Origin of the sequence: Bradyrhizobium sp. UNPA324 (assembly GCF_006658635.1) — a bacterium.
Classification (GTDB): domain Bacteria; phylum Pseudomonadota; class Alphaproteobacteria; order Rhizobiales; family Xanthobacteraceae; genus Bradyrhizobium; species Bradyrhizobium nanningense.
Genome location: NZ_LFJD01000004.1, coordinates 4,214,863 through 4,236,989, shown reverse-complemented (window position 1 = coordinate 4,236,989; position 22,127 = coordinate 4,214,863). Strand labels below are relative to the sequence as shown.

Annotated in this window: 17 protein-coding genes; 7 read left to right on the top strand and 10 right to left on the bottom strand. The window is 65.3% G+C overall.

The window, feature by feature from the left end:
* Nucleotides 1–89 precede the first annotated feature (89 nt).
* Entirely contained in the window at nt 90–1,283 is a 1,194-nt protein-coding gene (locus tag UNPA324_RS20335; RefSeq protein ID WP_141935639.1) for a serine hydrolase domain-containing protein, read from the bottom strand.
* 346 nt (nt 1,284–1,629) lie between these two features.
* Here UNPA324_RS20335 and UNPA324_RS20330 point away from each other — a divergent pair, with 346 nt between their 5' ends.
* The 3 genes from UNPA324_RS20330 to UNPA324_RS20320 all read left to right on the top strand — a co-directional run bounded on the left by UNPA324_RS20330 (nt 1,630) and on the right by UNPA324_RS20320 (nt 4,861).
* Nucleotides 1,630–1,950 (top strand): hypothetical protein, encoded by a 321-nt coding sequence (locus UNPA324_RS20330; RefSeq protein ID WP_128922711.1) that lies wholly within the window; start codon nt 1,630–1,632, stop codon nt 1,948–1,950.
* Between the two features lie 174 nt (nt 1,951–2,124).
* The gene (locus tag UNPA324_RS20325; RefSeq protein ID WP_141935637.1) at nt 2,125–3,618 is read left to right on the top strand and encodes an NAD-dependent succinate-semialdehyde dehydrogenase; all 1,494 of its coding nucleotides are present in this window, start codon (nt 2,125–2,127) and stop codon (nt 3,616–3,618) included.
* A gap of 106 nt (nt 3,619–3,724) precedes the next feature.
* Complete coding sequence (locus tag UNPA324_RS20320; RefSeq protein WP_128922713.1) at nt 3,725–4,861, top strand: SbmA/BacA-like family transporter; 1,137 nt, start codon at nt 3,725–3,727, stop codon at nt 4,859–4,861.
* A 34-nt stretch (nt 4,862–4,895) separates the two neighbouring features.
* Here the strand turns inward: UNPA324_RS20320 and UNPA324_RS20315 are convergent, their stop codons facing one another.
* Together UNPA324_RS20315 and UNPA324_RS20310 are read right to left on the bottom strand one after the other, a co-directional pair.
* A complete protein-coding gene (locus tag UNPA324_RS20315; RefSeq protein ID WP_141938928.1) occupies nt 4,896–5,810 on the bottom strand; it encodes a phosphoribosylaminoimidazolesuccinocarboxamide synthase in 915 nt (304 codons plus the stop codon).
* A 78-nt stretch (nt 5,811–5,888) separates the two neighbouring features.
* The gene (locus UNPA324_RS20310) at nt 5,889–6,806 is read right to left on the bottom strand and encodes a pirin family protein (protein WP_128922714.1); all 918 of its coding nucleotides are present in this window, start codon (nt 6,804–6,806) and stop codon (nt 5,889–5,891) included.
* Between the two features lie 320 nt (nt 6,807–7,126).
* Here UNPA324_RS20310 and UNPA324_RS20305 point away from each other — a divergent pair, with 320 nt between their 5' ends.
* Nucleotides 7,127–8,188, top strand: coding sequence for an AraC family transcriptional regulator (locus UNPA324_RS20305; RefSeq protein ID WP_128922715.1), 1,062 nt, complete (start codon nt 7,127–7,129; stop codon nt 8,186–8,188).
* 142 nt (nt 8,189–8,330) lie between these two features.
* Nucleotides 8,331–9,758, top strand: coding sequence for a serine hydrolase domain-containing protein (locus tag UNPA324_RS20300; RefSeq protein ID WP_141935635.1), 1,428 nt, complete (start codon nt 8,331–8,333; stop codon nt 9,756–9,758).
* Between the two features lie 93 nt (nt 9,759–9,851).
* On the opposite strand, the gene UNPA324_RS20295 is transcribed toward UNPA324_RS20300, so the two are convergent.
* Nucleotides 9,852–11,219, bottom strand: a complete 1,368-nt coding sequence (locus UNPA324_RS20295; RefSeq protein ID WP_128922717.1) for an MmgE/PrpD family protein — start codon at nt 11,217–11,219, stop codon at nt 9,852–9,854.
* 119 nt (nt 11,220–11,338) lie between these two features.
* Here UNPA324_RS20295 and UNPA324_RS20290 point away from each other — a divergent pair, with 119 nt between their 5' ends.
* Together UNPA324_RS20290 and UNPA324_RS20285 are read left to right on the top strand one after the other, a co-directional pair.
* On the top strand, nt 11,339–12,454 hold the full coding sequence (locus UNPA324_RS20290) for an FUSC family protein (protein ID WP_128922718.1): 1,116 nt from the start codon (nt 11,339–11,341) through the stop codon (nt 12,452–12,454).
* A 317-nt stretch (nt 12,455–12,771) separates the two neighbouring features.
* Nucleotides 12,772–13,266 (top strand): septal ring lytic transglycosylase RlpA family protein, encoded by a 495-nt coding sequence (locus UNPA324_RS20285; protein WP_181769455.1) that lies wholly within the window; start codon nt 12,772–12,774, stop codon nt 13,264–13,266.
* A 12-nt stretch (nt 13,267–13,278) separates the two neighbouring features.
* Here UNPA324_RS20285 and UNPA324_RS20280 read toward each other — a convergent pair whose 3' ends face one another.
* From UNPA324_RS20280 to recF, 6 genes are all read right to left on the bottom strand, one after another.
* The gene (locus tag UNPA324_RS20280) at nt 13,279–13,944 is read right to left on the bottom strand and encodes a 2-hydroxychromene-2-carboxylate isomerase (RefSeq protein WP_141935633.1); all 666 of its coding nucleotides are present in this window, start codon (nt 13,942–13,944) and stop codon (nt 13,279–13,281) included.
* Nucleotides 13,945–14,022: 78 nt separating this feature from the next.
* Nucleotides 14,023–15,417 (bottom strand): MATE family efflux transporter, encoded by a 1,395-nt coding sequence (locus UNPA324_RS20275; protein WP_128922720.1) that lies wholly within the window; start codon nt 15,415–15,417, stop codon nt 14,023–14,025.
* A 379-nt stretch (nt 15,418–15,796) separates the two neighbouring features.
* Nucleotides 15,797–17,092, bottom strand: coding sequence for a UDP-N-acetylglucosamine 1-carboxyvinyltransferase (murA, locus tag UNPA324_RS20270; protein WP_128922722.1), 1,296 nt, complete (start codon nt 17,090–17,092; stop codon nt 15,797–15,799).
* Between the two features lie 234 nt (nt 17,093–17,326).
* The gene (gyrB, locus tag UNPA324_RS20265) at nt 17,327–19,762 is read right to left on the bottom strand and encodes a DNA topoisomerase (ATP-hydrolyzing) subunit B (RefSeq protein ID WP_141935631.1); all 2,436 of its coding nucleotides are present in this window, start codon (nt 19,760–19,762) and stop codon (nt 17,327–17,329) included.
* A gap of 316 nt (nt 19,763–20,078) precedes the next feature.
* Nucleotides 20,079–20,822 (bottom strand): hypothetical protein, encoded by a 744-nt coding sequence (locus tag UNPA324_RS20260; RefSeq protein ID WP_141935629.1) that lies wholly within the window; start codon nt 20,820–20,822, stop codon nt 20,079–20,081.
* Between the two features lie 107 nt (nt 20,823–20,929).
* Nucleotides 20,930–22,066, bottom strand: coding sequence for a DNA replication/repair protein RecF (gene recF / locus UNPA324_RS20255; RefSeq protein WP_128922725.1), 1,137 nt, complete (start codon nt 22,064–22,066; stop codon nt 20,930–20,932).
* Nucleotides 22,067–22,127: the final 61 nt, after the last annotated feature.

The window sequence follows — 22,127 nt, the reverse complement described above, 5'->3', positions numbered from 1 at the left end:
CCATCGAAGAATGATCAGCACGATCTTTTTGGGTCGTCATGGCCGGGACGAGCCCGGCCAATGACGCGTGGAAAGAGAGCGGCTCCCTGTCATGCCGCCTTCTGACCGCTTCCCGCATCGAGCCCGGCATAGACTCCGCGCTCGAAGCCCGCGAACGCCTCGAGGCACTTTCCATCCGCGAACGGGAGCAACTGCATCAGGATGACGCCGGTGACGTCACGCGCCGGGTCGATCCAGTAATAGGTGTTGGCGAGACCCGCCCAGGCGAGGCTGCCGGCGCTGCGCCCTTCCGCGGTCTTGGCGGTGTTGATCATGAAGCTGAGGCCCCATTTCTTCACTTGCTCCGGATAGAGGTCGACGTCGTTGGTGTACATCGGCGCCGCCGTCGTCATCTTGGTCATGTTGAGATCGCCCATCTGGTTCTGGCTCATCATGGCGATCGTATCCGCCTTCAGCACCTGGTTGCCGTTGCCGCGCCCCTTGTTGAGGATCATCTGGGCGAACTTGATGTAGTCGGCCGCGGTCGAATAGAGGCCGCCACCACCCATGTGGAATTCCGGCTCCTGCTCGAGCTCGAACGGGATCGATGCGAGCTGGCCGTCCTCGCCGCGCGCATGCATGCCGACGAGGCGCTTGCGCATGCTGTCGGTGATCTTGAACGCCGTGTCGCTCATGCCGAGCGGGGCGAACAGATTGTCGCGCAAATAGGCATCCAGCCGCTTGCCGCTGACGGCCTCCATGGCCTTGCCGACGAAATCGATGTTGGTGCCGTATTCCCAGCGCGTGCCGGGGTCGGTCATGATCGGCGTCTTCAGTGCCGCGTTCTGGCAGGTGGTGATGGCGGGAATGCCGTGCTTGTCGAGATAGACCGCGAGATCGCCGTTCCACATATTGTAGCAGAAGCCGGCGGTGTGGGTCATGAGCTGGCGTAGCGTGATCGGCCGCTTGGCCGGCCGCAACTTCGCCTCGCCCTTGGCGTCGAAGCCCTCAAGCACTTGCGGATTGGCGAGGTCGGGCAACAGCTCACCGATCGGCGCATCCAGCGACAGCTTGCCCTGCTCGACCAGCTGCATCGCGCCCGCCGATGTCACCGCCTTCGTCATCGAGGCGATCCAGAACACGCTGTCAGCGGTCATCGGATCGGGCTTGGACAGGTCGCGCTTGCCGAAGGCGCCCTGATACAGCACGTCGTTACCGCTCGCGGCGATCGCGACGACGCCGGGGATCTCCTTGGCCTCGCTCTTCTGACGCAGAATCTCATCGATCTGGGCTTTGCTTTGCATGGCGTTTCCTCGGATTTGATTATTGTTGGTAGTAGCCGATTGTCCTCCCGCACGCTCCGCGCGGCAAGCGCGTCGGGATGCCCGCTTCGGTCGCGATGTCGTGACTTGACGGTCCGTGCCCCACGCAGGACGACAGGTAAGCTGAACGGCAACACTCCGGCACAATCTGCGGTGGATGGCCGCACGTCGAAGTGACCGTGGATGGGCTCTGGCGATATGTTTCACCTGTTTGAAGCACTTGAAACATTTTGTGCGTTGCGGCGGTTGAGCACGCGGCCAATCGGCCGGCGACATTAAGACTTGATGCAAATTGGCGGCTGCTGACCGGCCGCGAGGGGGACCTCAAATGATTTCGACCTGGAGTGAATGGAAGCGCTATCCCCGTCCGGGACGGGGCGAGAATTTGGAGGCGCCGATCTCGCCCGGCATTTACGAAGTCCGAGTCGCCGGCACCGGCGCGCTCTATTCCTTCGGCGCGGTCGACAATCTGGCGCAATCCCTGGCGCTGCTGCCGGTCGGCTCGAAATCCTGGTTCGGACGTCGCAACGCGTCCGACGTGCCCGATCTCGAATACCGGACCTGCGCGACCTCCTCGAAGGCCGACGCCAAGGCCGCCGCCGAGCGCATGATCGGCCGGCGCGAAACCTATATGAGCGGCGCGGCCTGACCGCTTCCTCGATCGCGATGCCAAACCTTTCCCCGCTGGGGAGGGATAACAGCACCGCTCCCAACTTTAGCTCCCATCAGATGTGCGTTGCGGGGCGGTGCATCGGGCACCGCTTGCCCCTATATTCCGGGCCAATCCGATCGTCCCAAGTCCGATTGCCTAAGGGAGTACGCCATGACACCGACCGCCGCCGCACGCGCCCCGCAAGCCACCGCCACCCTGCGCGACCGGTTGAAGGACCCTTCGCTCCTGAAGGAGGCCTGCTACATCGACGGCGCCTGGGTCGGCCCGCCGGTCTTCGCCGTCAACAATCCCGCGACCGGCGTCGAGCTGGCAAAAGTCCCGCAGCTCGGCGCGGACGAGACCACCAAGGCGGTTGAAGCCGCTCAGCGCGCCTTTCCGGCCTGGGCCAAGCACACCGCCAAGCAGCGCTCCAACATCCTGCGCAAATGGTTCGAGCTGATCATCGCCAACCGCGAGGATCTCGCGCTGATCCTCACCTCCGAGCAGGGCAAGCCGCTCTCGGAGGCGCTCGGCGAGGTCGATATCGGCGCCGCCTATATCGAATTCTTCGCCGAGGAAGCAAGGCGCGTCTATGGCGAGACCATTCCGACGCAGCGCCCCGATGCGCGCCTGCTCGCGATCAAGCAGCCGATAGGCGTCTGCGGCGCGATCACGCCGTGGAATTTTCCGAACTCGATGATCACGCGCAAGGTGTCCCCCGCGCTCGCGGCCGGCTGCACCGTGGTGCTCAAGCCCGCCAACGAGACGCCGCTGTCGGCGCTGGCGCTCGCCGTGCTCGCCGAGAAGGCCGGCATCCCCAAGGGCGTGCTCAACATCGTCACCGGTGATGCGCCGCCGATCGGCAAGGTGCTGTGCGAGCATCCGGCGGTGCGCTTCGTCGGCTTCACCGGCTCGACCGCGGTCGGCAAGATCCTCTACCAGCAGGCCTCCGTCGGCGTGAAGCGGCTTGGCCTGGAGCTCGGCGGCAACGCGCCCTTCGTGGTGTTCGACGACGCCGACATCGACGCTGCGGTCGAGGGCGCCATCGTCTCGAAATATCGCAACATGGGCCAGACCTGCGTCTGCGCCAACCGCCTCTATGCCCAGGACAAGATCTACGACGAGTTCGTGCAGAAGCTGTCGGCAAAGGTCGCGGCGATGAAGATCGGCGACGGCACCGAGAGCGGCGTCACGCAAGGGCCCTTGATCAACATGAAGGCGGTCGACAAGGTCGAGCGCCACATCGCGGATGCCGTCAAGCGCGGCGCCAAGGTCGTGACCGGCGGCAAGCGCAGCGAGCTCGGACGCTCGTTCTTCGAGCCGACTGTGCTGGCCGACGTCAAGTCGGATTCGCTGGTGTCGCAGGAGGAAACCTTCGGTCCGCTCGCGCCGGTGATCCGGTTCAAGGACGAGGCCGATGTCATTGCGATGTGCAACGCCTCGCCGTTCGGCCTGGCCTCGTATTTCTACTCCCGCGATCTCGGCCGCGTCTGGCGCGTCGCCGAGGCGCTGGAATCCGGCATGGTCGGCGTCAATACCGGCCTGATCACCACCGAAGTCGCACCCTTCGGCGGCGTCAAGGAGAGCGGCCTCGGCCGCGAAGGCTCCCGCCACGGCATGGAAGAATATGTCGAGATCAAATACGTGATGATGGCGGGGGTGTAGCCGCCAGCATCGCTTGACGCAGGTCAAGAGGCCTCGGCCAAGACCGCCTAATTTGGGACGCGCGGCATCATAGGGATGGCGCGCGCGCAGGATTTGCGGCTCGCTGATGCTGACGAGGACCTCTTTCGTTCCGGGTGAAAAGCAGCTTCTAGGCCGCTTCTGGCAGAGCGCCTCGGGATACTGGCGCGGACCAACCGCCTGGACAGCGTGGCTTTTGGTGGTCGCGTTGATTATCAACGTCATCCTCCAACTCCTGACGCAGTACGGACTGAACTTCTGGAATCGGGATTTCTTCAACGCCGTCGGCCGGAAGGATCAGGCGGAGCTGCTGTCCCAGGCACTTCGGTTTCTGCCGCTGGCGGCGGCGAGCATCGCCTTGACCGTGTTCTCGGTGTGGGCGCGCATGACCCTGCAGCGTTCCTGGCGCGAGTGGCTGAGCAGCCGTCTCTATGGCGACTGGCTGGCGGATGATCGTTCTGCGGGGCGCAGCTCCATCGAGGGACATCACGAGGCGCCGGAATATCGCATCGCCGAAGATGCCAAGGTGGCAACGGACCTCCCGATCGATCTGGTCACCGGTCTGCTGCAGTCGGTGCTCACGATCGCAACCTTCGTCGGCGTGCTATGGTCGGTCGGTGGGAGCCTGGCGGTCAACGTCGACGGCATCGCCTTTGCGATTCCCGGCTATCTCGTCCTCGCGGTGATCGCATATTCCGGGCTGTTGGTGATCGGCATCTGGCTGACAGCCGGCCGTCTGACTCGGGTCATCGAGGAAAATAAGCGCATGGAAGCCGAGCTGCGGGCGATCGGAACGCATGTGCGCGAGACCCGCGAAGGCAAGGTGGTGGAGGAGGCCGGCACGAACGACCGCCACGCCGTCGGCGCCGCTTTGAAAGCCGTGATCGCCATCTGGCGAATCTACTGCTGGCAATTGATGCGGATGACGCTGGTCACCTATACGGGGCTTCTGGTGACGCCGGTGGTCGGCCTGCTGCTTTGCCTGCCCAAGTACCTCGATGACACCATGACGCTCGGCGAGGTGGTTCAGGCCTCGGCGGCGTTCGTCGTTGTCCAGACCGCCTTCAACTGGTTTACGGACAACTACGCCAAGCTCGCGGAATGGACGGCGTCCGCCAACCGGGTTGCCGAGCTGCTGCTGGCTTTGGATGCGGATCGCGCGACCGGCGCTGAAGCCGGTCACCGATCGATCGTTGCCGAACGCATCGTGTCGTCGGACGCTTGAGGCGACGCGTGTTGTCGCGACGGCAAAGTGGGAGCTAGATCTTCAGCTCCGCTCCGGTCACCCGCCGATACGCTTCCAGATATCGCTTGCTCGTCGCCTCCACCACTCTCGCCGGCAGCGGGGGCGGGGGGGCGTCGCCGTTCCAGCGGCCAGCGCGGCGCTCGACGTCGAGATAGTCGCGCAAGGGCTGCTTGTCGAAGCTCGCCTGCGGCTGGCCGGGCTTGTAGGCATCGACCGCCCAGAAGCGCGAGGAGTCCGGCGTCATGACCTCGTCGATCAGGATGATGCGGCCGTCCTTGTCGCGGCCGAACTCGAACTTGGTGTCGGCGATGATGATGCCCTGCTCACGCGCCAGCTCCTCGCCGAGCGTGTAGATCGCGCGCGTCATGCTCTCCAGCGTGTAGGCGACCTCGTCGCCGACGACCGCGCGCATCTTCGCGATGGTGATGTTCTCGTCATGGCCGGTCTCGGCCTTGGTCGCCGGGCTGAAGATCGCCGGCTCCAGCTTTTCGCTCTCGACGAGACCCGCCTTCAGCTTCTCGCCGGCGAGCGTGCCGCTGGCGGCGTACTCCTTCCAGGCCGAGCCCGAGAGATAGCCGCGGATCACGCACTCGATCGGGAAGACGGTGGTGCGGCGCGACAGCATGGCGCGGCCGAGGATCTCGGCGCGGTGCGGTTTCAACGCCGGCACCGCCGCGATGATCTCGTCGGTGTCGGCGCTGATCATGTGATGCGGCACCACGCCTTCGAGTTCGTTGAACCAGAACGCGCTGATCTGCGTCAGCACCGCGCCCTTCATCGGGATGGTCTCGCCCATCACCACGTCGAAGGCGCTGATGCGGTCGGTGGTGACGAGCAGCAGGCGGTCGTCGTCGACGGCGTAGATATCGCGCACCTTGCCGCGTCCGATCTTGGGCAGAGGCAGGTCGCTGGAGAGCATGGTGGTCATCGGCAAAGCTTTCGCGGACAAGGCCTTCAGGCAGAACATCCGGCCGCGCCTGATGGCACGGCCGGACACCGGATTAGCCTATTCCGGCAGCGGAATGAACTCATGTTCCTGCGGAACTGCCGCGAAACGGCCGGTTTTCCAGTCCTGCTTGGCCTGCTCGATCCGCTCCTTGCTGGAGGAGACGAAATTCCACCAGATATGGCGCGGCCCCTCCAGCGCATCGCCGCCGAGAAACATCATCCGCGTGACCTTGAGCGCCTTCACGGTGATGCGGTCGCCCGGGCGGAAGATCAGTAGCCGCGGCCCCTCATAGCGCTCGTTCGCGATCTCGACCTCGCCATCGACGACATAGATCGCGCGCTCCTCGTGGTCGGGGTCGAGCGGCATGCTCGCGCCTTCCGCGGCCGTGACCTCGGTGTAGAACCAGGGCGAGACCATCGACACGGGGGAGCAAATGCCGAAGGCGGAGCCCGCGATCACGCGTACGGTGAAGTCGCGCTCGGAGATCATCGGCAGGTCGCCCGCCGCATAATGCTGGAACGACGGCGCGATCTCTTCCGACCCGGCCGGCAGCGCAATCCAGCTCTGCAAGCCCAGCATCTTCTGGCCCGAGGCGCGCTGCGCATCCGGCGTGCGCTCGGAATGCGCGATGCCGCGCCCCGCCGTCATCAAATTCATCGCGCCGGGCGCGATCTCCTGGACATTGCCCTCGCTGTCGCGATGCATGATCGCGCCGTCGAACAGATAGGTGACGGTGGCAAGCCCGATATGCGGATGCGGGCGCACGTCCAAGCCCTTGCCGGAGACGAACTGCACCGGCCCGAAATGGTCGAAGAAGATGAACGGCCCGACCATTTGCCGCTTGCCGTGCGGCAGCGCACGCCGGACTGCGAACCCGTCACCGAGATCGCGCGTCCGCGGCACGATGACGAGGTCGAGCGCATCGCAGGACATGGGATCGCCGAGCACGGGATCGTTCGAGGGTTGCCAGCTCATGGTGGACTCCTGTTTCTTATTGGTATGATCGTAGCAGGATTTTGAAGTGGCGTCGCGACAAAGGACGTCGCGGCGAATGGCTCCGCATACTCCGCTGTCATCGTTCCACTCCGTTGTCATGTCCCGCGAAAGCGAGGCATCCAGTACGCCGCGGCCCATCGGTTCAATAACGACCCTCTCGGCGTACTGGATCGCCCGTTCCTAGTGCGCAATTGCGCATTGGCCGGGCGACGACAGTTGTGAGTGCGGATCGTCCTTGAAAAAGTCGGCGCAACGAACGATGTTCGGCTGCTTCCAGCCGCGACCGATCGCATCACCCGATGACACTTGCCGCAACCGAGCTTGCTTTCCGCGCTGCCAGCGTCGCGCTGCTGCTGATTCTGGCGGCGTCATTGCTTTCCGATTTCCGCAACGTGCTGGCGGGACGGCTCGGTGCCGCCCTCGCACTGGGCCTGGCCGCGCATGCGGTGAGCTATTCGGTGGGTGTCACGTCGCGAATCTCGGCGTCGCATGCGCCGCTGATTGCGCTGTCGACCGGCAATATCGTCGTGTTCTGGCTGTTCACGCGCGCGCTATTCGACGACGAGTTTCGCCTCCGCTGGTGGCATGGATGGGTCTGGGCGCTGGTGACGGCGTTCAGCTTCGCAGGTTGTGTCTGGATTGCGCCAAGCGGCCATGTGCGATTCTCGGTGACGGTGGTCAACCTGATCGTGCTCGGTTTCATCGCGCTTGCGATCGGGCAGACGATCGCCTCATGGCCGGCCGACCTGGTCGAGCGCCGCCGCCGCGTTCGCGTTTTCATCGTCTGTGCGGGCGCGCTCTATGGCGGCGTGAATGCGGCTCTCCAGATCGCCGTCGCGGGCAGCCAAGTCGGCGATGTCGCCGACGCGATCAATACGGGCGTGCTCGCCTGTATCGTTGCGGCCATCGCCTACGCCATGATGCACGTCGACGCCAGCGATCTGTTTCCGCTCGAAGCGAAGGCCGCACCGGCGGTCGTTTTCTCTCCGCAAGCCACCGAGGACGCCGCCGATCAAAAGCTCATCGATGCCCTGATGCGGCTGATGGCGGACGAGCGGATCTATCGCCAGGAGAACATCACCATCGGCGTGCTGGCGGGCCGGCTGAAGATTCCCGAGTACCGGCTCCGCCGGCTGATCAACCAGCGGCTCGGCTACCGCAACTTCAATGTGTTCCTGAACAACCACCGGATCGAGGAGGCCAAGGCCGCACTCGCCGATCCCGCCCAGGCCGAGGTGCCCGTCATCACCATCGCCATGGACGCGGGCTTCCAGTCGCTCGGGCCCTTCAACCGCGCCTTTAAGGCGGTCACGGGCGTGACGCCGACGGAGTACCGGCGACTCAAGGTGAATGCGGCTTAGATCCAAGTCGCTGTAATCACTGTAATATTTCAGTATCGATCAGCCTCTTTCTGACTTCAACCAGGCCATTTTCCAAATCCGGCGAGCGCTTCTCCGCCCACTCCGGCGTCCTTCCGGCCTACGCCCCAGCCGGAGAAAGCCAGTGACCCGCCGCCGTAAGATCACCCTCCTCACCACCACCATCGCCTGTGCCGGGCTCGCGCTCGGCGCGGCGCGTGCCCGCGACGTGTCGAAGGTCGCGACCGGCTTCGTCGCCGACATCCTGTGCTCGGAGACCTTTGTCTCCGGCCTTGATCCGCAGCGCACCTTCACGGAAACCACCGATGCCATGCCCGGGACCAGCCTGATCACCTGGGCGATGGACTACCGGGTCGACCGTGTCCGCAAGGACGTTACGGTGACTTTGTTCGGCCTCGGCCGCAGCCATGCCGTCTATCGCGAGGGCCTCGGTTGCACGCTCGACCATGGTGTGCCGCTCGCCGATGTGCAGGTACCGGCGGAGGACGGGCAGCCGGCGCTGCTGCCGGAGATTGCCGGCCCCGGAATCGTGCCGCCGCAGAGCCCCTCGCTTGCCGCCGCGCTCGACCGCGCCTTCACCGAGCCCGCCCAGCCGCCTCACCGGCGCACCCGCGCGGTGGTCGTGATGAAATCGGGCCGCGTCATCGCCGAGCGCTATGCCGATGGCATTGGACCGGAGACGCCGCTGCTCGGCTTCTCCATGACGAAATCCGTGGTGTCCGCCCTGATCGGCGTGCTGGTGCGTCAGGGCAAGCTGAAGCTCGACGAGCCCGCGCCGGTCGCGGCCTGGAAAAATCCGGATGATCCGCGCCACGCCATCACGGTCGATCAGCTTCTGCGCCACACCGCAGGGCTTGCGCTCGGCAGCTCGCTCCAGGCCTCGCTCGGCTCCGCCTTCGAGCCCATCAATCGCATGAAGTTCGTGGAGACGGACATGGCGGCCTATGCCGAGACCATTCCGCTCGAGACCGCGCCCGGCACCGCGTGGAATTATCACGACGGCAACATGCTCATCCTCTCGCGCCTGATCCGCAACGCCGCCGGCGGCGCGCCCGAAGCTGCCCTGCGCTTCGCGCGGCGCGAATTGCTGGCGCCCCTCGGCATGCGCCATGTCACGCTCCAGCTCGATGGCTCCGGCACGATCGAAGGGTCGAGCGAGATGCTCGCCACCGCACGCGACTGGGCGCGCTTCGGCCAGCTCTATCTCAATGACGGCGTCGCCGGCGGCAAACGCATCTTGCCGGAGGGCTGGGTAAACTATTCGGCGACGGCCACGCCAAACGCCTGGGTCGGCATCGGCGCCGGCTTCTGGACCAACCAGGGCGACAGCTTTGGCGCGAAGTTTCGCGTGGAGCACGGCTGGCCGCGCGACGCCTTCTTCGCCAAGGGCACGATCGGGCAATACACCATCGTGATCCCGTCGGAGAAGCTGGTGATCGTGCGGCTCGGCCGCTCGCCGAACGTGCCGCCGCAAGCGGACGGCGTGTTCGATCTCGTGCGCGAGGTGGTGGCCGCGACGCGCGAGAAAGGGAAATTGGCGGGGGCGGATTGAGAGCGGAGTGCCGTCTCCTCACCCGGCTGCGCTTCGCGCATCCACCCTCTCCCACAAGGGGCGAGGGTGCACCGTCTGCGCGGCGAGAATTTGCTACCGGCCCAGCTCCGTCGCCTTCGCGACGCGATCGAACCGCTCCAGCGTCATGATCGCATCGGCAAACTTCTCCGCGCGCGCGTTCAGCACGGGGCGTGCCAGCGTCAGAAACTTCTGCTGCATCGCCTGAGTATCCGGGAACGAGGTCGGCTCGCCCGAGGGATCCGCATAAAGCCGCTCGTGCACGCCGTCGTCGGTGGTGATGCTGACGCGGGCGCCGAACGGGTGGGTGCGGCCGATCTCGAGCCGGTCGTCCTGCACCACATCGAATTTGTCGGCGAGCGCCTCGATCGCGGCATCGCCGAGGCGATTATAATCGTCCCAGCCGAACGAGCCCTGGTCGAGCGCAAGCGCACCGGTGAAAAACATCGAGAACTGGCCGCCGACGATCGACGTCGGATGCCGCTTGGTCGCGGCATCGCCGGTCAGCGTGATGCCGTTGCGGTGCAGGCCGATCTCGACGCGCTTGACCTGGTCGGGTGTCAGATTGTGCTCGCGCCGCATCGCGATCAGCGCGTCGATCGCCGCATGCGTATAGCGGCAGCTCGGATAGGGCTTTACGCCGATCTTCATCGTCTCATAGGTCTTGCCGAGCTCGGCGACCGCCTTGTCCGGATGCGCATCGTCGGTGTAGCCGGCGAGCAGGCCGTGCTTGCCCTCGACCGATTCCGTCGCGCCGACGAAATCGTTGCGCGCCAGCGTCGCGGCGATCACGCCGTTCATCGCGGCGGCACCGACCTGATAGCGCTTGTTCCAGGCGCCATTGACCAGGAATTGCAGCGAGCCCGCGGCCTGGCTGCCGGAGACGCCGAAGGCGGAGATGAGCTGTTGCTCGGAGAGGCCGAACAGCTTGCCCGCGGCAGCTGCCGCGCCGTAGGTGCCGGCGGTCGCGGTCGGGTGGAAGCCGCGCGCGTAATGCGAGGTCGGGTCGAGCGCGTTGCCGAGCCGGCAGCAGACCTCATAGCCTGCGACGATCGCGGTCAGCACGTCGCGGCCCGACGCGCCGACCATCTCGCCGACGGCGAATGCGGCCGGAACGACCGGCGCGCTCGGATGCAGCGAGGAATCGGCGTGGGTGTCGTCGAAATCGAGGGAATGGCCGAGCGCACCGTTGAGGAGGGCTGCGACCGCCGGCGTCCACGTCTTGTTGTCGCCGAACACGGTGGACTCGCCCTTGGTGTCGAGCGCCAGCGCTTCCAGCATCTTCAGGATCGACGGGGTCGATTCTGCTTCGCGCCTCGCCCGGATCGCGCTGCCGAGGAAGTCCAGCGTCAGTACTTTGGCGCGATCCAGCACCTCAGCCGGAATATCCCCGTATTTCAGATTGAAGACATAGGCGGCGAGCGTTGCGGTTTCGTGAGCCATCGTGTTTCCTCGTTTTGGCGCGCAAGTTAGGCGGGCTGATTTGGCCTTTCAAGCGGCCTTGCGGCCGCGGGCATCAGCCATGCTTTTGCCTGGCCTCGAGAGGATCGGGACTTCAGACGATGGCACTCGCAAACGAGCTGTTCGACCGGATCAGGTCGCGGCGGACGCAACTGGGCTTGGCGATCCGGGTCACGGTCGCCGCGACCGCGGCCTATGCGCTCGCCACCGCGCTGCATCTGTTGCTGCCGCTCTGGGCGGTCCTGACCTCGCTGATCGTCACCCAGATGAGCGTCGGCCGCTCGCTGAAGGCGACGCGCGACTACATGCTGGGCACGATCGGCGGCGCGATCTATGGCGGCGCCATCGCGATCCTGATCCCCTATTCCAGTGAAGCGGGGCTGTTGGGGCTCTTGGTGCTCTCCGTCGCGCCGCTCGCCTTCATCGCCGCGATCAATCCGAGCCTCAGCGCGGCCACGGTGACGGCCGTGATCGTGCTGCTGGTTCCGACCATGCATCATTCCGATCCCATGACCTCGGCGATCGATCGCGTCAGCGAGGTCGGTGTTGGCGCGATCACGGGATTGCTGGTATCGTTTCTGGTGCTGCCTTCGCGCGCGGTGCGCCAGATTCGTGCCAGTGCGGCGATCCTGCTCGAGCTGATCGCGGATGCCTTCACGGAGCTGCTCGCGGGCCTCACGCGCGGCCGCGACAACGACGCGCTGCACCGGATCCAGGACGGCATCGGCACCGCGATGGTGGGCATGAATGCCATCGGCGCTGAAGCCGAACGCGAGCGCGCCGCGCGGCTGTCGAGCGGGCCCGACACCGGCCCGCTGTTGCGCACCGTGCTGCGGCTGCGCCACGACGTCGTGATGATCGGCCGCGCGACCGTGGTGCCGTTGCCGGTCGAGGTGCAGATGCGGCTAGCTGCTCCGTTGACGGAAGTGTCGACCGCGATCGCGCGCTTCCTGCGTTCGGCCGCTAGCGCCTTGCGCGAAGGCGCGGGCGCGCCGCCGATCCATCCAGTCCACGTCGCGCTCCAGCACTATGCGGAGGCGGTTGCCGCCGTCCGTCAGGACGGTTTGATCCGCGGCCATGCCGGCGACACCGCCGAACGCTTCTTCGCACTCGGTTTCTCGCTGGAGCAGATGCACCAGAATCTCTGCGATCTCGACCGCGTCGTCGGCGAATGGTCGGAGGTCGCGAGCGGCAAGTCCGTGCGTGTGGCGGAGTGAGTTCGGGCCCGACCTCGTAAACGTCGGCTTTCGACAGCAATGCGCATGTCGCGCGGCTTGGCCCCGATCGGCTGCCTGCGACCCTGAGACGTTGCGCGCACGAGGTTCCATCGGGTCATGCTGCTGACGCAATCTCTGTCTTATTGGATGAGAAGCTAAACACGACGTGAGGACCAACTCCGGTTCTCACAACGGTTCCGTAGCCAGGGGTTGGCTCGAATCCGCAAAAGATTGGCGCAAGTTCATGGACGCTTCTGCGTTCGGCTTGACCATGTTTGCGGTTCTGGAACCGGACAATCCAGAAAATCACAGGACTTATGATGCTCTTCCGCTCGAGCGCCGCAATTTGCGGCGCCCTGATTGCGCTTGCCGTTTCTGTTGCCAGTGCTCGAAGTGAAACACGTGGGGATCCCTCAAAGGACGTCGTCGATGCCGCCTCTGGCAATGCAATTGTTGGCGCGGCGTCCACATACAATCCGTTCAAGCCCGGCAAGGAGGAGGGAGGTCTGAAGACAGCGACCGGCGAGCGTTATGATCCCTCTGCCTGGACGGCCGCCATCAAGACGAGCTTGCGTCGGAAATTCGGTGGGGTTCAATTTGGCACGAGGCCGAAATATGCCCTCGTCGAGGCCGTGGGCAAGAAGGTCATCGTCAAGATAAATGACGTGGGGCCACTAAGACCTGGCCGCATCATTGACCTCAATGAGCGGACGATGCGCCATTTTGATCCAAGCATGGACCTCGGAGTCATTACTGACGTGAGAGTTAGTCCGCTTGCAGGGGACAATTGGACCCCGGGGCCCGTGGGTTGAACACGGCAGTCTTCATCGATGTTGGCCCGCACGCCGCGTCAGCCCTTTGCCCTGCATGCACCAGACCAGCAGGTCGATGCGATCCTGTCCGAAGAACGGCTCGTTCTCGAACACGAAGGTCGGTACGCCCCAATGGCCTGACGCGGCGTGGTCCTTCTCGTTGTCGGCAATCACCTGCTCGTAGCGATCCGGATCGGCGGTGATCGCGGCATCCATCGCCGCGAGATCGAAGCCGGCGTCCGCGGCCGCGCGCGCGAGATGATCGCCCTCGTTCCACCCCGCGACCGAACCGTCCCACAGCACGCGGGCGATCGCATTGGTGAACGCGAGCGCGCGGCCATCGAGCTGCGCCATCGCGCCGAGCCGGGTCAGGCGGTGGATATAGGGCTGCTCGGCCGCGACATCGAAATTCGTCTTGTCCTGCACGATCGGATCGGGGCGGGGAAAGCGGAACGGAATGCCCTCGTGCTGCGCCACGCGCGTGCTGTCGAGCACGACATAGCGAATGAAGTTCGGGCTGGCCTTCTTGAAGAAGCCGGGGACGCGCACCGCGAGCGGATAGACCGGCCGCAGGTTGACGGCGAGATCGTAGTCCTCCACGAGTTTCAGTGTCTTCGGCAGCGCCAGATAGCTGAACGGGCTGCGGAAAGAGAAGAAAAGATCAACTGACAGAGTCATCGGCCCGCTCCACGATCTGTCCCATCATGCCGCGGACGACTAGCTTGTGGAAGGGCATGACTTCGTGGACTGTCGCCGTCATCCCGCCAATCTGCGCGTCAGCATCCGGAAGCGCAAGATCAATAGCCCGGCATAGACGAAGGTGCCGACCGAGAATCCGATCCAGACGCCGACCGCGCCGAGCCCGGCATGGAATGCCAGCACCCAGGCGACGGGAAAGGCGATGCCCCAATAGCCGATCGCCGCGAACAGCAGAGTCATCCTGGTGTCGTTGATGCCACGCAGCGCGCCGCCCATGATGGTCTGGAGGCCGTCGGCGATGAAGAAGGTGGCGCCGACCAGCAGCAGCGTCGCGGTCAGCGCGACCGTAGGCGCGCTGGCTTCATTGCTGCCGAAGAACAATCGCCCCAGCTGATAACGACCGAGAATGATGGCGAGCGTCAGCGCCGACACGAGCGCGATACCGAGCACGGCGGCGGCCAGCCCCGCGCGCTTCACCGCGGCCGGGTCGCCGCGGCCGAAGGCGTGGCCGACCCGCACCGTCGCCGCCATGCCGATGCCGAGCGGCACCATGAACAGCACGGCGGTGACCTGCAGCGCGATCTGATGCGCGGCAATCGCGGTGGTCGAGATCAATCCCATCAGCAGCGCGGCCGAGGAGAACAGGCCGTATTCCAGCAGCAGTGAAAACGAGATCGGTGCGCCGAGCGCGATCAGCTGCCGCATCAGAGGCCAGTCGATCCGCCACAGGCGGGCGAGCGGGCGATAGTCCGAAAACGGCTTGCGCAGCCCCGCGATGGCAAGGGTCGCGACGAACGTGCCGAGGTTGACGATCGTGGTCGCAAGTCCCGCGCCGAACAGGCCGAGCTCCGGCAGGCCGAACAGGCCGTGGATCAGGGCGTAGACCAGCACGGCATTGACCGGGATCGCCGCCAGCGTGATCCACAGCGGCGGCTGCGGCCGGTTCACCGCGCTCATCATGCTGCGCAGCGCGATGAAGCCGAGCGCCGGCGCGATGCCCCAGGCGAGGCCATTGAGATAGCGCTGCGCCAGCGCGGCCGGCTGCGGCGCCTGTCCCAGCGCGAGGAGGATCTGCTCGCCATAGAGCGGCGAGGCCATCATCGGCAGTGAGATCAGCAACGCGACCCATAGTCCGACACGCAAGGAGCGTCGGATCAGCCTGACGTCGCCGGCACCGAATGCCTGCGCCGCCAGCGGCGACACCGCGGCCATCAATCCGAGCCCGAAGGTGAAGCTGACGAAATAGACCGTGTGGGCCAGCGCCGCCGCGGCCACCGCATCCTCGCCGAGCCGCCCGATCAGCGCGAGATCGGTCGTGATCATTGCGATCTGTCCGAGCTGCGTCAGCATCAGCGGCACGGCCAGCCGCAGCGTCTCGACGAATTCCTGCGCGAGATGGTTTTGCGGCACGCCGGCCTGCGGCTGCGCACGATGTTGCACGGTGTCGAGCATGGCGGCTCAATAGCACGGCCGCGCGACGAAAACATGGCCCGACGCTTCTTCTCCCTCTCCCCGTTCTTACGGGGAGAGGGTTTGGGTGAGGGGCTGTTTCCGCAGAAAAGATGGCAGTTGGACTCGCGGAGAGTCCCCCTCACCCGGAATTTGCTCTCGCAAATTCCGGCCTCTCCCCGCACGCGGCAGGGCAATCGCATATGAGGTGTGGGCTGGGGGCACCGACAGTACCCACAGCGTCGTGGCCGGGGCTTGTCCCGGCCATCCACGCCTTTCCACGCAGCACAAAGAACGTGATGCCCGGGACAAGCCCGGGCATGACGACCTCTGCTGAATGTTCAAATGCGATTACCCTGCCGCAAGCGGGGAGAGGCGAAGATCAGCCCTTCCGCTCCGGCACGCGCTTGATCTTCGCGCCCAGCGCATTCAGCCGTTCCTCGATGCGCTCGTAGCCGCGCTCGATCTGGTCGGCGTTGTTGATGGTGGAGGTGCCCTGGGCGCACACGGCCGCGAGCAACATCGCCATGCCGGCCCGAATGTCGGGCGAGGTCATGGTTGCGCCGTGCAGACGGCTCGGACCGGCGATGATCGCGCGGTGCGGATCGCACAGCACGATGCGCGCGCCCATCGCGATCAGCTTGTCGACGAAGAACATCCTGGATTCGAACATCTTCTCGAACATCAGGATGACGCCCTCGCATTGCGTAGCGGTGACGATCGCGATCGACATCAGATCGGCGGGGAACGCTGGCCAGGGCTGGTCCTCCAGCTTCGGCACGTGGCCGCCGAAATCGTCCTGGATCTTCAATGTTTGATTGGACGGCACGATGAGATCGTCGCCCTCGATGCGGCAGACGATGCCGAGCCGCTCGAACCCCATGCGGATCGAGTGCAGATGCTCGACGCCGGCGCGCGTGATGCGTAAGGGAGAGCGCGTCACCGCGGCAAGGCCGATCAGCGAGCCGACCTCGATATGGTCGGGCTGGATCCGGTAGGTCGCTTCTCCCAGCGTCGCCGGCCCGTACACGATCATGGTGTTGGTGCCGATGCCCTCGATCTTGGCGCCGAGCGCGACCAGGAAGTTGGCGAGGTCCTGTACATGCGGCTCGGAGGCCGCATTGCGCAAAATGGTGACACCGTCGGCGGCGACCGCCGCGACCAGCGCGTTCTCCGTCGCGGTCACGCTCGGCTCGTCCAGGAACACGTCCGCGCCGGCAAGTTTGGGCGCGCGGAATTCGAGCCGATCGGTCGCGGTGACTTTTGCTCCCAGCTGCTCGAGCGCCAGCACGTGGGTGTCGAGCCGGCGGCGGCCGATGACGTCGCCGCCCGGTGGCGGCAGCATCACTTCGCCGCAGCGCGCGAGCAGGGGGCCGGCGAGCAGGATCGAGGCGCGGATCCGCACGCACAGCTCGGGGTCGAGATCGGCGGCGCGGATGCTCTTGGCGTGGATGTGAAGCGTGTTGCGGGCGGTCCATTCCGCGGACGCGCCGACCGAGCGGATCAGCTCGACCAGCGTCTCGGTGTCGCGGATCCGCGGCACGTTCTCCAGCGTCACCGGGTGTTCGGTGAGCAGGGCGGCGGCGATGATCGGCAGCGCCGAATTCTTGTTGCCGGATGGCTCGATCGAGCCCGAGAGCCGGTGACCGCCCTCGACGATGTATTGGATGGGCGCCACGGGGTTTCTCGCTGTCCTGTTGCGTTGGGGCGGGCTGCTTCGGGAGCGGAAACTACCGAGAATTGAGCAGGGTAGCAATTCTGCACTTGTCGCGGCGAAAGCCGCTCATTGGCCCTGAACAGGCCCGCTGCGTCAGGCGTTTAGAACAAGCCGATGATATTCGCTACCACATAAAGGACGACGATCAGCAGCAAGACGCCCTTGGCCAGGAGATCGCACCTGAAGCCAAAGACCTCAAATATCGATCGTCGCGCTCAGCGAATGTTCCTGGATGAAGTCGCGGCGCGGCTCGACCACGTCGCCCATCAGCTTGGTGAAGATGTCGTCGGCCTCGTCGACCTCCTTGACCTTCACCTGCAAGAGCGAGCGGACGTCGGTGTTGAGCGTCGTCTCCCAGAGCTGCTCCGGGTTCATCTCGCCCAGGCCTTTATAGCGCTGCAGCGCGATGCCCTTGCGGCCGGCATCGGTGACCGCCTCGAACAGGTCGACCGGGCCGTAGACCATGTGCTCGACATCCCTGCGCCGCAGGTTGCCGGGGCGGGCATAAACGTCTTGAAGCTTCACCGTGTACTCGTCGAGCTTGCGTGCCTCGGCGGACCCCAGGAAGGCGTCGTCGATGACAGCGGCTTCCTTGACGCCTCGTACGGTGCGCTCGAACTGGAAGCCCTGGCCCTCCACGTATTGCCCGATCCAGCCGCGCTCGACCTCCTCGGCCTGGTTGTCCAGCCGGCCCGCGATGTACTGTGCGGCGGCCGCGGCCTTCTCGGGATCGCCGTAGATCGCCTTGTTCAAGACGCCGGTGATGGCGGCCTGCTCGATGACCTTGCGGTTATAGCGGCTGTGCAGATTGCGCAAAATGCTGCGGACCACGCGCGCGTCGTCGACCAGCGAGCGCAGGTCGCGGCCGATGCGGTCGCCGCCGGTGCCGGGAATGAAGACGCAGTCGTCGAGGCCGGCGTCGATCAGATAGTCTTCCAGCGCTCGCTCGTCCTTCAGATACTGCTCGGACTTGCCGCGTGAGACCTTATAGAGCGGCGGCTGGGCGATATAGAGATAGCCGCCGTCGATGATGTCGCGCATCTGCCGGTAGAAGAAGGTCAGGAGCAACGTGCGGATGTGGGCGCCGTCGACGTCGGCGTCGGTCATCACGATGATCTTGTGATAGCGCAGCTTCTCGATCGAGAACTCGTCGCTGATGCCGGTGCCGAGCGCGGTGATCAGCGTGCCGATCTGCTCGGATGAGAGCATCTTGTCGGGGCGGACGCGTTCAACGTTGAGGATCTTGCCGCGCAGCGGCAGCACCGCCTGGAATTCGCGGTTGCGGCCCTGCTTGGCGCTGCCGCCTGCCGAGTCGCCCTCGACGATGAAGAGCTCGGACTTGGCCGGATCCTTCTCCTGGCAGTCGGCGAGCTTGCCCGGCAGTGAGGAGACCGAGAGCGGGCTCTTGCGGGTCAGCTCACGCGCCTTTCGCGCGGCTTCGCGGGCCGCGGCGGCCTGGATCACCTTGCCGACGATCATCTTGGCCTCGGACGGGTGCTCCTCAAACCAGGCCTGCAGCGCCTCGTTGAGCACGTTCTCGACCACGGGTCGCACTTCCGAGGACACCAGCTTGTCCTTGGTCTGCGACGAGAATTTCGGATCGGGCACCTTCACCGACAAAACGGCGGTGAGACCTTCGCGGCAATCGTCGCCGGTCAGCGCGATCTTTTCCTTTTTGGCGTTGGCGTCGGCATAGCCGTTGACCTGGCGCGTCAACGCACCGCGGAAACCGGCCAGATGGGTGCCGCCGTCGCGCTGCGGAATGTTGTTGGTGAAGCACAGCACGTTCTCGTGGTAGCTGTCGTTCCACCACAAAGCCGCCTCGACGCCGATACCGTTGGCTTCCGAGCGCACCATGATCGGGGTCGGCACGATCGCCTTCTTGTTGCGGTCGAGATATTTGACGAATTCCTCGACGCCGCCGGAATAGTGCATCTCCTCGCGCTTCTCGACCGCGTGACGCATGTCGGAGAGGGCGATGTTGACGCCGGAATTGAGGAAGGCGAGCTCGCGCAGGCGATGCTCGAGCGTGGCGAAATCATATTCGATGTTCTTGAAGGTCTCGGTCGAAGCCAAGAACGTCACTTCGGTGCCGCGCTTGCCCGGCGCATCGCCGACGACCTTCAGCGGTGCGACGGCATCGCCATGGGCGAACTCGATATAATGCTCCTTGTTGTCGCGCCAGATCCGCAAGCCAAGCTTGCTCGACAGCGCGTTGACGACGGAGACGCCGACGCCGTGCAGGCCGCCGGAAACCTTGTAGGAATTCTGGTCGAACTTTCCGCCGGCGTGCAGCTGGGTCATGATGACCTCGGCTGCCGAGATGCCTTCGCCCTTGTGGATGTCGACGGGAATGCCGCGGCCGTCGTCGCGCACGGTAACGGAATTGTCGGCGTTGAGAATCACGTCGACGCGCGTCGCGTGGCCCGCCAGCGCCTCGTCGATCGCGTTGTCGACGACCTCGTAGACCATGTGGTGCAGGCCCGAGCCGTCGTCGGTGTCGCCGATATACATGCCGGGGCGCTTGCGGACGGCATCGAGACCCTTGAGCACGCGAATCGATTCCGCACCGTATTCGTTCGGATTGGAGGGCTCGTTTTCGGCAGCGGGCTGCCGAGCAGGTTCAGTCATGAGATGCCTTCGAGATGTCGCCCGAATCAGCCGCGCAGAAGGCGCTGATTTGCGAGCTATTTGTGCCATGAAAGCGGGATTGCGCCTAGCGCAAAGTATGCCGCCACAACCCTTTGAATAAATAGGGTTTTTGGGCGAGTTTTCAAGCCTTCTGGAGGCCGATTTAGGGCGCTGCAAAAAAGCGATTCGAGGGGCTGTTTTGGGGCTCCGAAAGGCGTGGTTTTGCGGGCGGTAGGAGGGGCCGGGGCGCCTGGAAAAGGCTGGTCCGGGTCTTTGGTCCCATGAGATTCAAAGCTCGCCGAAGCCTCAGAAGCCTTCAATACAACTGCAGCGGTGGCCAGGCGTCTCCGTCGCGCCCGACCGTGAGCTCCCAGGCATCGCCGGCGGCAATGGTGAGGACATTCGTGGTGGCGGAGCGGTCCGGCACGCGCAGTTCGTAGGAATATCTGCCGGGCGCCAGATCCAGTGAGACCGCGTGGGCGCCGGCGGTACGCCTGACGGTCCGCGCGTCGATCGTGAGCACGGCGTCCGTCCCGCTGATATTGCTGAACACCAGTTTCGCCTGGTCGGGCTCGGGCAGGACGTTCGCCCGGGTCGCCGCCTCGGCGTTCTTCTGCACGAGATGAACCGAGGTGCTGCCGCCCTTGCGGGCGAGCTCCAGTGCGGCGGGCCCGAGTGGGGAGGCGAAGGCGAGCTGGGCGTGGTCGGCTGCGATCACCGCGCCATCGGGCTTCTCCTGCCAGCCGAGCTTTCCGAGCTCGGTGCGATAGAAGGTGAGGACGTCGCCGAGCTCTGCAGGCACGGTGGTTTCGAGCCTGGTGCGGAGCGGGGCTTCGATGCCGGGCATCACGGTGGTGTGGGTGCCGCGATAGAGGTAGCGGGTTGGCGCAGGCAGTCTGGCCGCGGGATCCGGCGTGAGCGCGGCCGAGAACAGCGGCGGCAGATTGGAGACCAGGGCGCCGGCACTTGCCGCGAGCAGGCAGCTTGCGAGAAGCGCAAGGCCACACGCAAACAGCTGCCATCGTGCCGGAGCTTGCGCCCCATGCCTCAGCGTCGTCATGCCAATGCTCCAAGGATATCGCGTGTCCAAGATAGTCGCGCGATGGCCGCGTGTTACGGCCTCAAGCAGCTAGTCGCTGACGGAAACGAGCGGGTTCAATGCCGCTTCTACGTTCGGGCCGAGACTCGTCCGCTCTCGACGTCAAACACTTCGCCGCCTGCGCCAATCTCGGCGAAGGCCGCCGGGTCCGCGCCGGTCAGCCAGACCTGCGCGCCGAGCTTCTTCAGCTCGTCGAACAGCGCGGCGCGCCTGCTCGGATCGAGATGCGCCACGACCTCGTCGAGCAGCAGCAGCGGCACGATGCCGGTCATCTCGGCAACGAGGCTCGCATGCGCCAGCACGAGGCCGATCAGCAGCGCCTTCTGCTCGCCGGTCGAGGCGTCGCGCGCCGGCATGCTCTTCGGTGCATAGATCACCTGGAGGTCGGTGAGATGCGGGCCGTCGGTGGTGCGGCCGGCGATGGCATCGCGGGGACGGTTGTCGCGCAGGATCTGGCGGTAGCGGTCCTCGACCGACGTCGCGGTCTCGCTCAGCAGCGCGTTCTCCATCCAGCCATCGAGCGCGATTTGCGCGGACGGAAACGCGGAAGCCTGCGCGCGCGCGTTGAGCATGCCGGTCAGCCGAGCTGCGGTCTGGCCGCGCGTCGCCGCGACCGCGACCGCAAGCTCCGCGGTCTCGCGCTCGATCGCGTCACACCAATGATCGTCGTAATTGCGGGTCTCGAGCAGCCGGTTGCGCGAGCGCAGGGAGCGCTCCAGCGCGTTGATGCGGCTGGAATGCTCGCTGTCGATGGCGAGCACCAGGCGGTCGAAGAAGCGCCGCCGCTCGGACGCCGCGCCCATGAACAGCCCGTCCATCGCCGGCGTCAGCCACACCATGCGGATGTGGTCGCCGAAGGCTGCCGCCGACCCCACCGGCTCGCGGTCGATGCGGCAGCGCCGGCTCACCGCGTTGTCGGGCCGCGGCGCATCGATGCCGGTGCCGAGCGTCGCCAGCCCCAGCGCGCCCTCGACCTGCGCCGATACCGCCCAGGAGCCGTCGCCCTGGTTGTCGGCGACGTCTTCCAGCGTGGCGCGCCTTAAGCCCCGCCCCGGCGACAGGAACGAGATCGCCTCGATGCAATTGGTCTTGCCCGCCCCGTTCGGCCCGACCAGCGCCACCAGGTCAGCCGCCGTCTCGAGCCCCGCCGCCCGGTAATTGCGAAAATGCGTCAGCGTCAGGCGGTGAATGCGGGAGGGGGTCATGAGATCCGTTTTCCGTCATGCCCGGCCTTGTGCCGGGCATCCACGTTCTTGGCTCTGAAGA

Coding starts and splice junctions, on each gene's coding strand:
- UNPA324_RS20290 (WP_128922718.1), top strand. CDS start 11,339: ATGGCACTCGCAAACGAGCTGTTCGACCGGATCAGGTCGCGGCGGACG.
- UNPA324_RS20335 (WP_141935639.1), bottom strand. CDS start 1,283: ATGCAAAGCAAAGCCCAGATCGATGAGATTCTGCGTCAGAAGAGCGAG.
- UNPA324_RS20305 (WP_128922715.1), top strand. CDS start 7,127: ATGACACTTGCCGCAACCGAGCTTGCTTTCCGCGCTGCCAGCGTCGCG.
- UNPA324_RS20260 (WP_141935629.1), bottom strand. CDS start 20,822: ATGACGACGCTGAGGCATGGGGCGCAAGCTCCGGCACGATGGCAGCTG.
- UNPA324_RS20315 (WP_141938928.1), bottom strand. CDS start 5,810: ATGACCACCATGCTCTCCAGCGACCTGCCTCTGCCCAAGATCGGACGC.
- UNPA324_RS20280 (WP_141935633.1), bottom strand. CDS start 13,944: ATGACTCTGTCAGTTGATCTTTTCTTCTCTTTCCGCAGCCCGTTCAGC.
- UNPA324_RS20330 (WP_128922711.1), top strand. CDS start 1,630: ATGATTTCGACCTGGAGTGAATGGAAGCGCTATCCCCGTCCGGGACGG.
- UNPA324_RS20320 (WP_128922713.1), top strand. CDS start 3,725: ATGCTGACGAGGACCTCTTTCGTTCCGGGTGAAAAGCAGCTTCTAGGC.
- recF (WP_128922725.1), bottom strand. CDS start 22,066: ATGACCCCCTCCCGCATTCACCGCCTGACGCTGACGCATTTTCGCAAT.
- UNPA324_RS20310 (WP_128922714.1), bottom strand. CDS start 6,806: ATGAGCTGGCAACCCTCGAACGATCCCGTGCTCGGCGATCCCATGTCC.
- UNPA324_RS20295 (WP_128922717.1), bottom strand. CDS start 11,219: ATGGCTCACGAAACCGCAACGCTCGCCGCCTATGTCTTCAATCTGAAA.
- gyrB (WP_141935631.1), bottom strand. CDS start 19,762: ATGACTGAACCTGCTCGGCAGCCCGCTGCCGAAAACGAGCCCTCCAAT.
- UNPA324_RS20275 (WP_128922720.1), bottom strand. CDS start 15,417: ATGCTCGACACCGTGCAACATCGTGCGCAGCCGCAGGCCGGCGTGCCG.
- UNPA324_RS20325 (WP_141935637.1), top strand. CDS start 2,125: ATGACACCGACCGCCGCCGCACGCGCCCCGCAAGCCACCGCCACCCTG.
- UNPA324_RS20285 (WP_181769455.1), top strand. CDS start 12,772: ATGATGCTCTTCCGCTCGAGCGCCGCAATTTGCGGCGCCCTGATTGCG.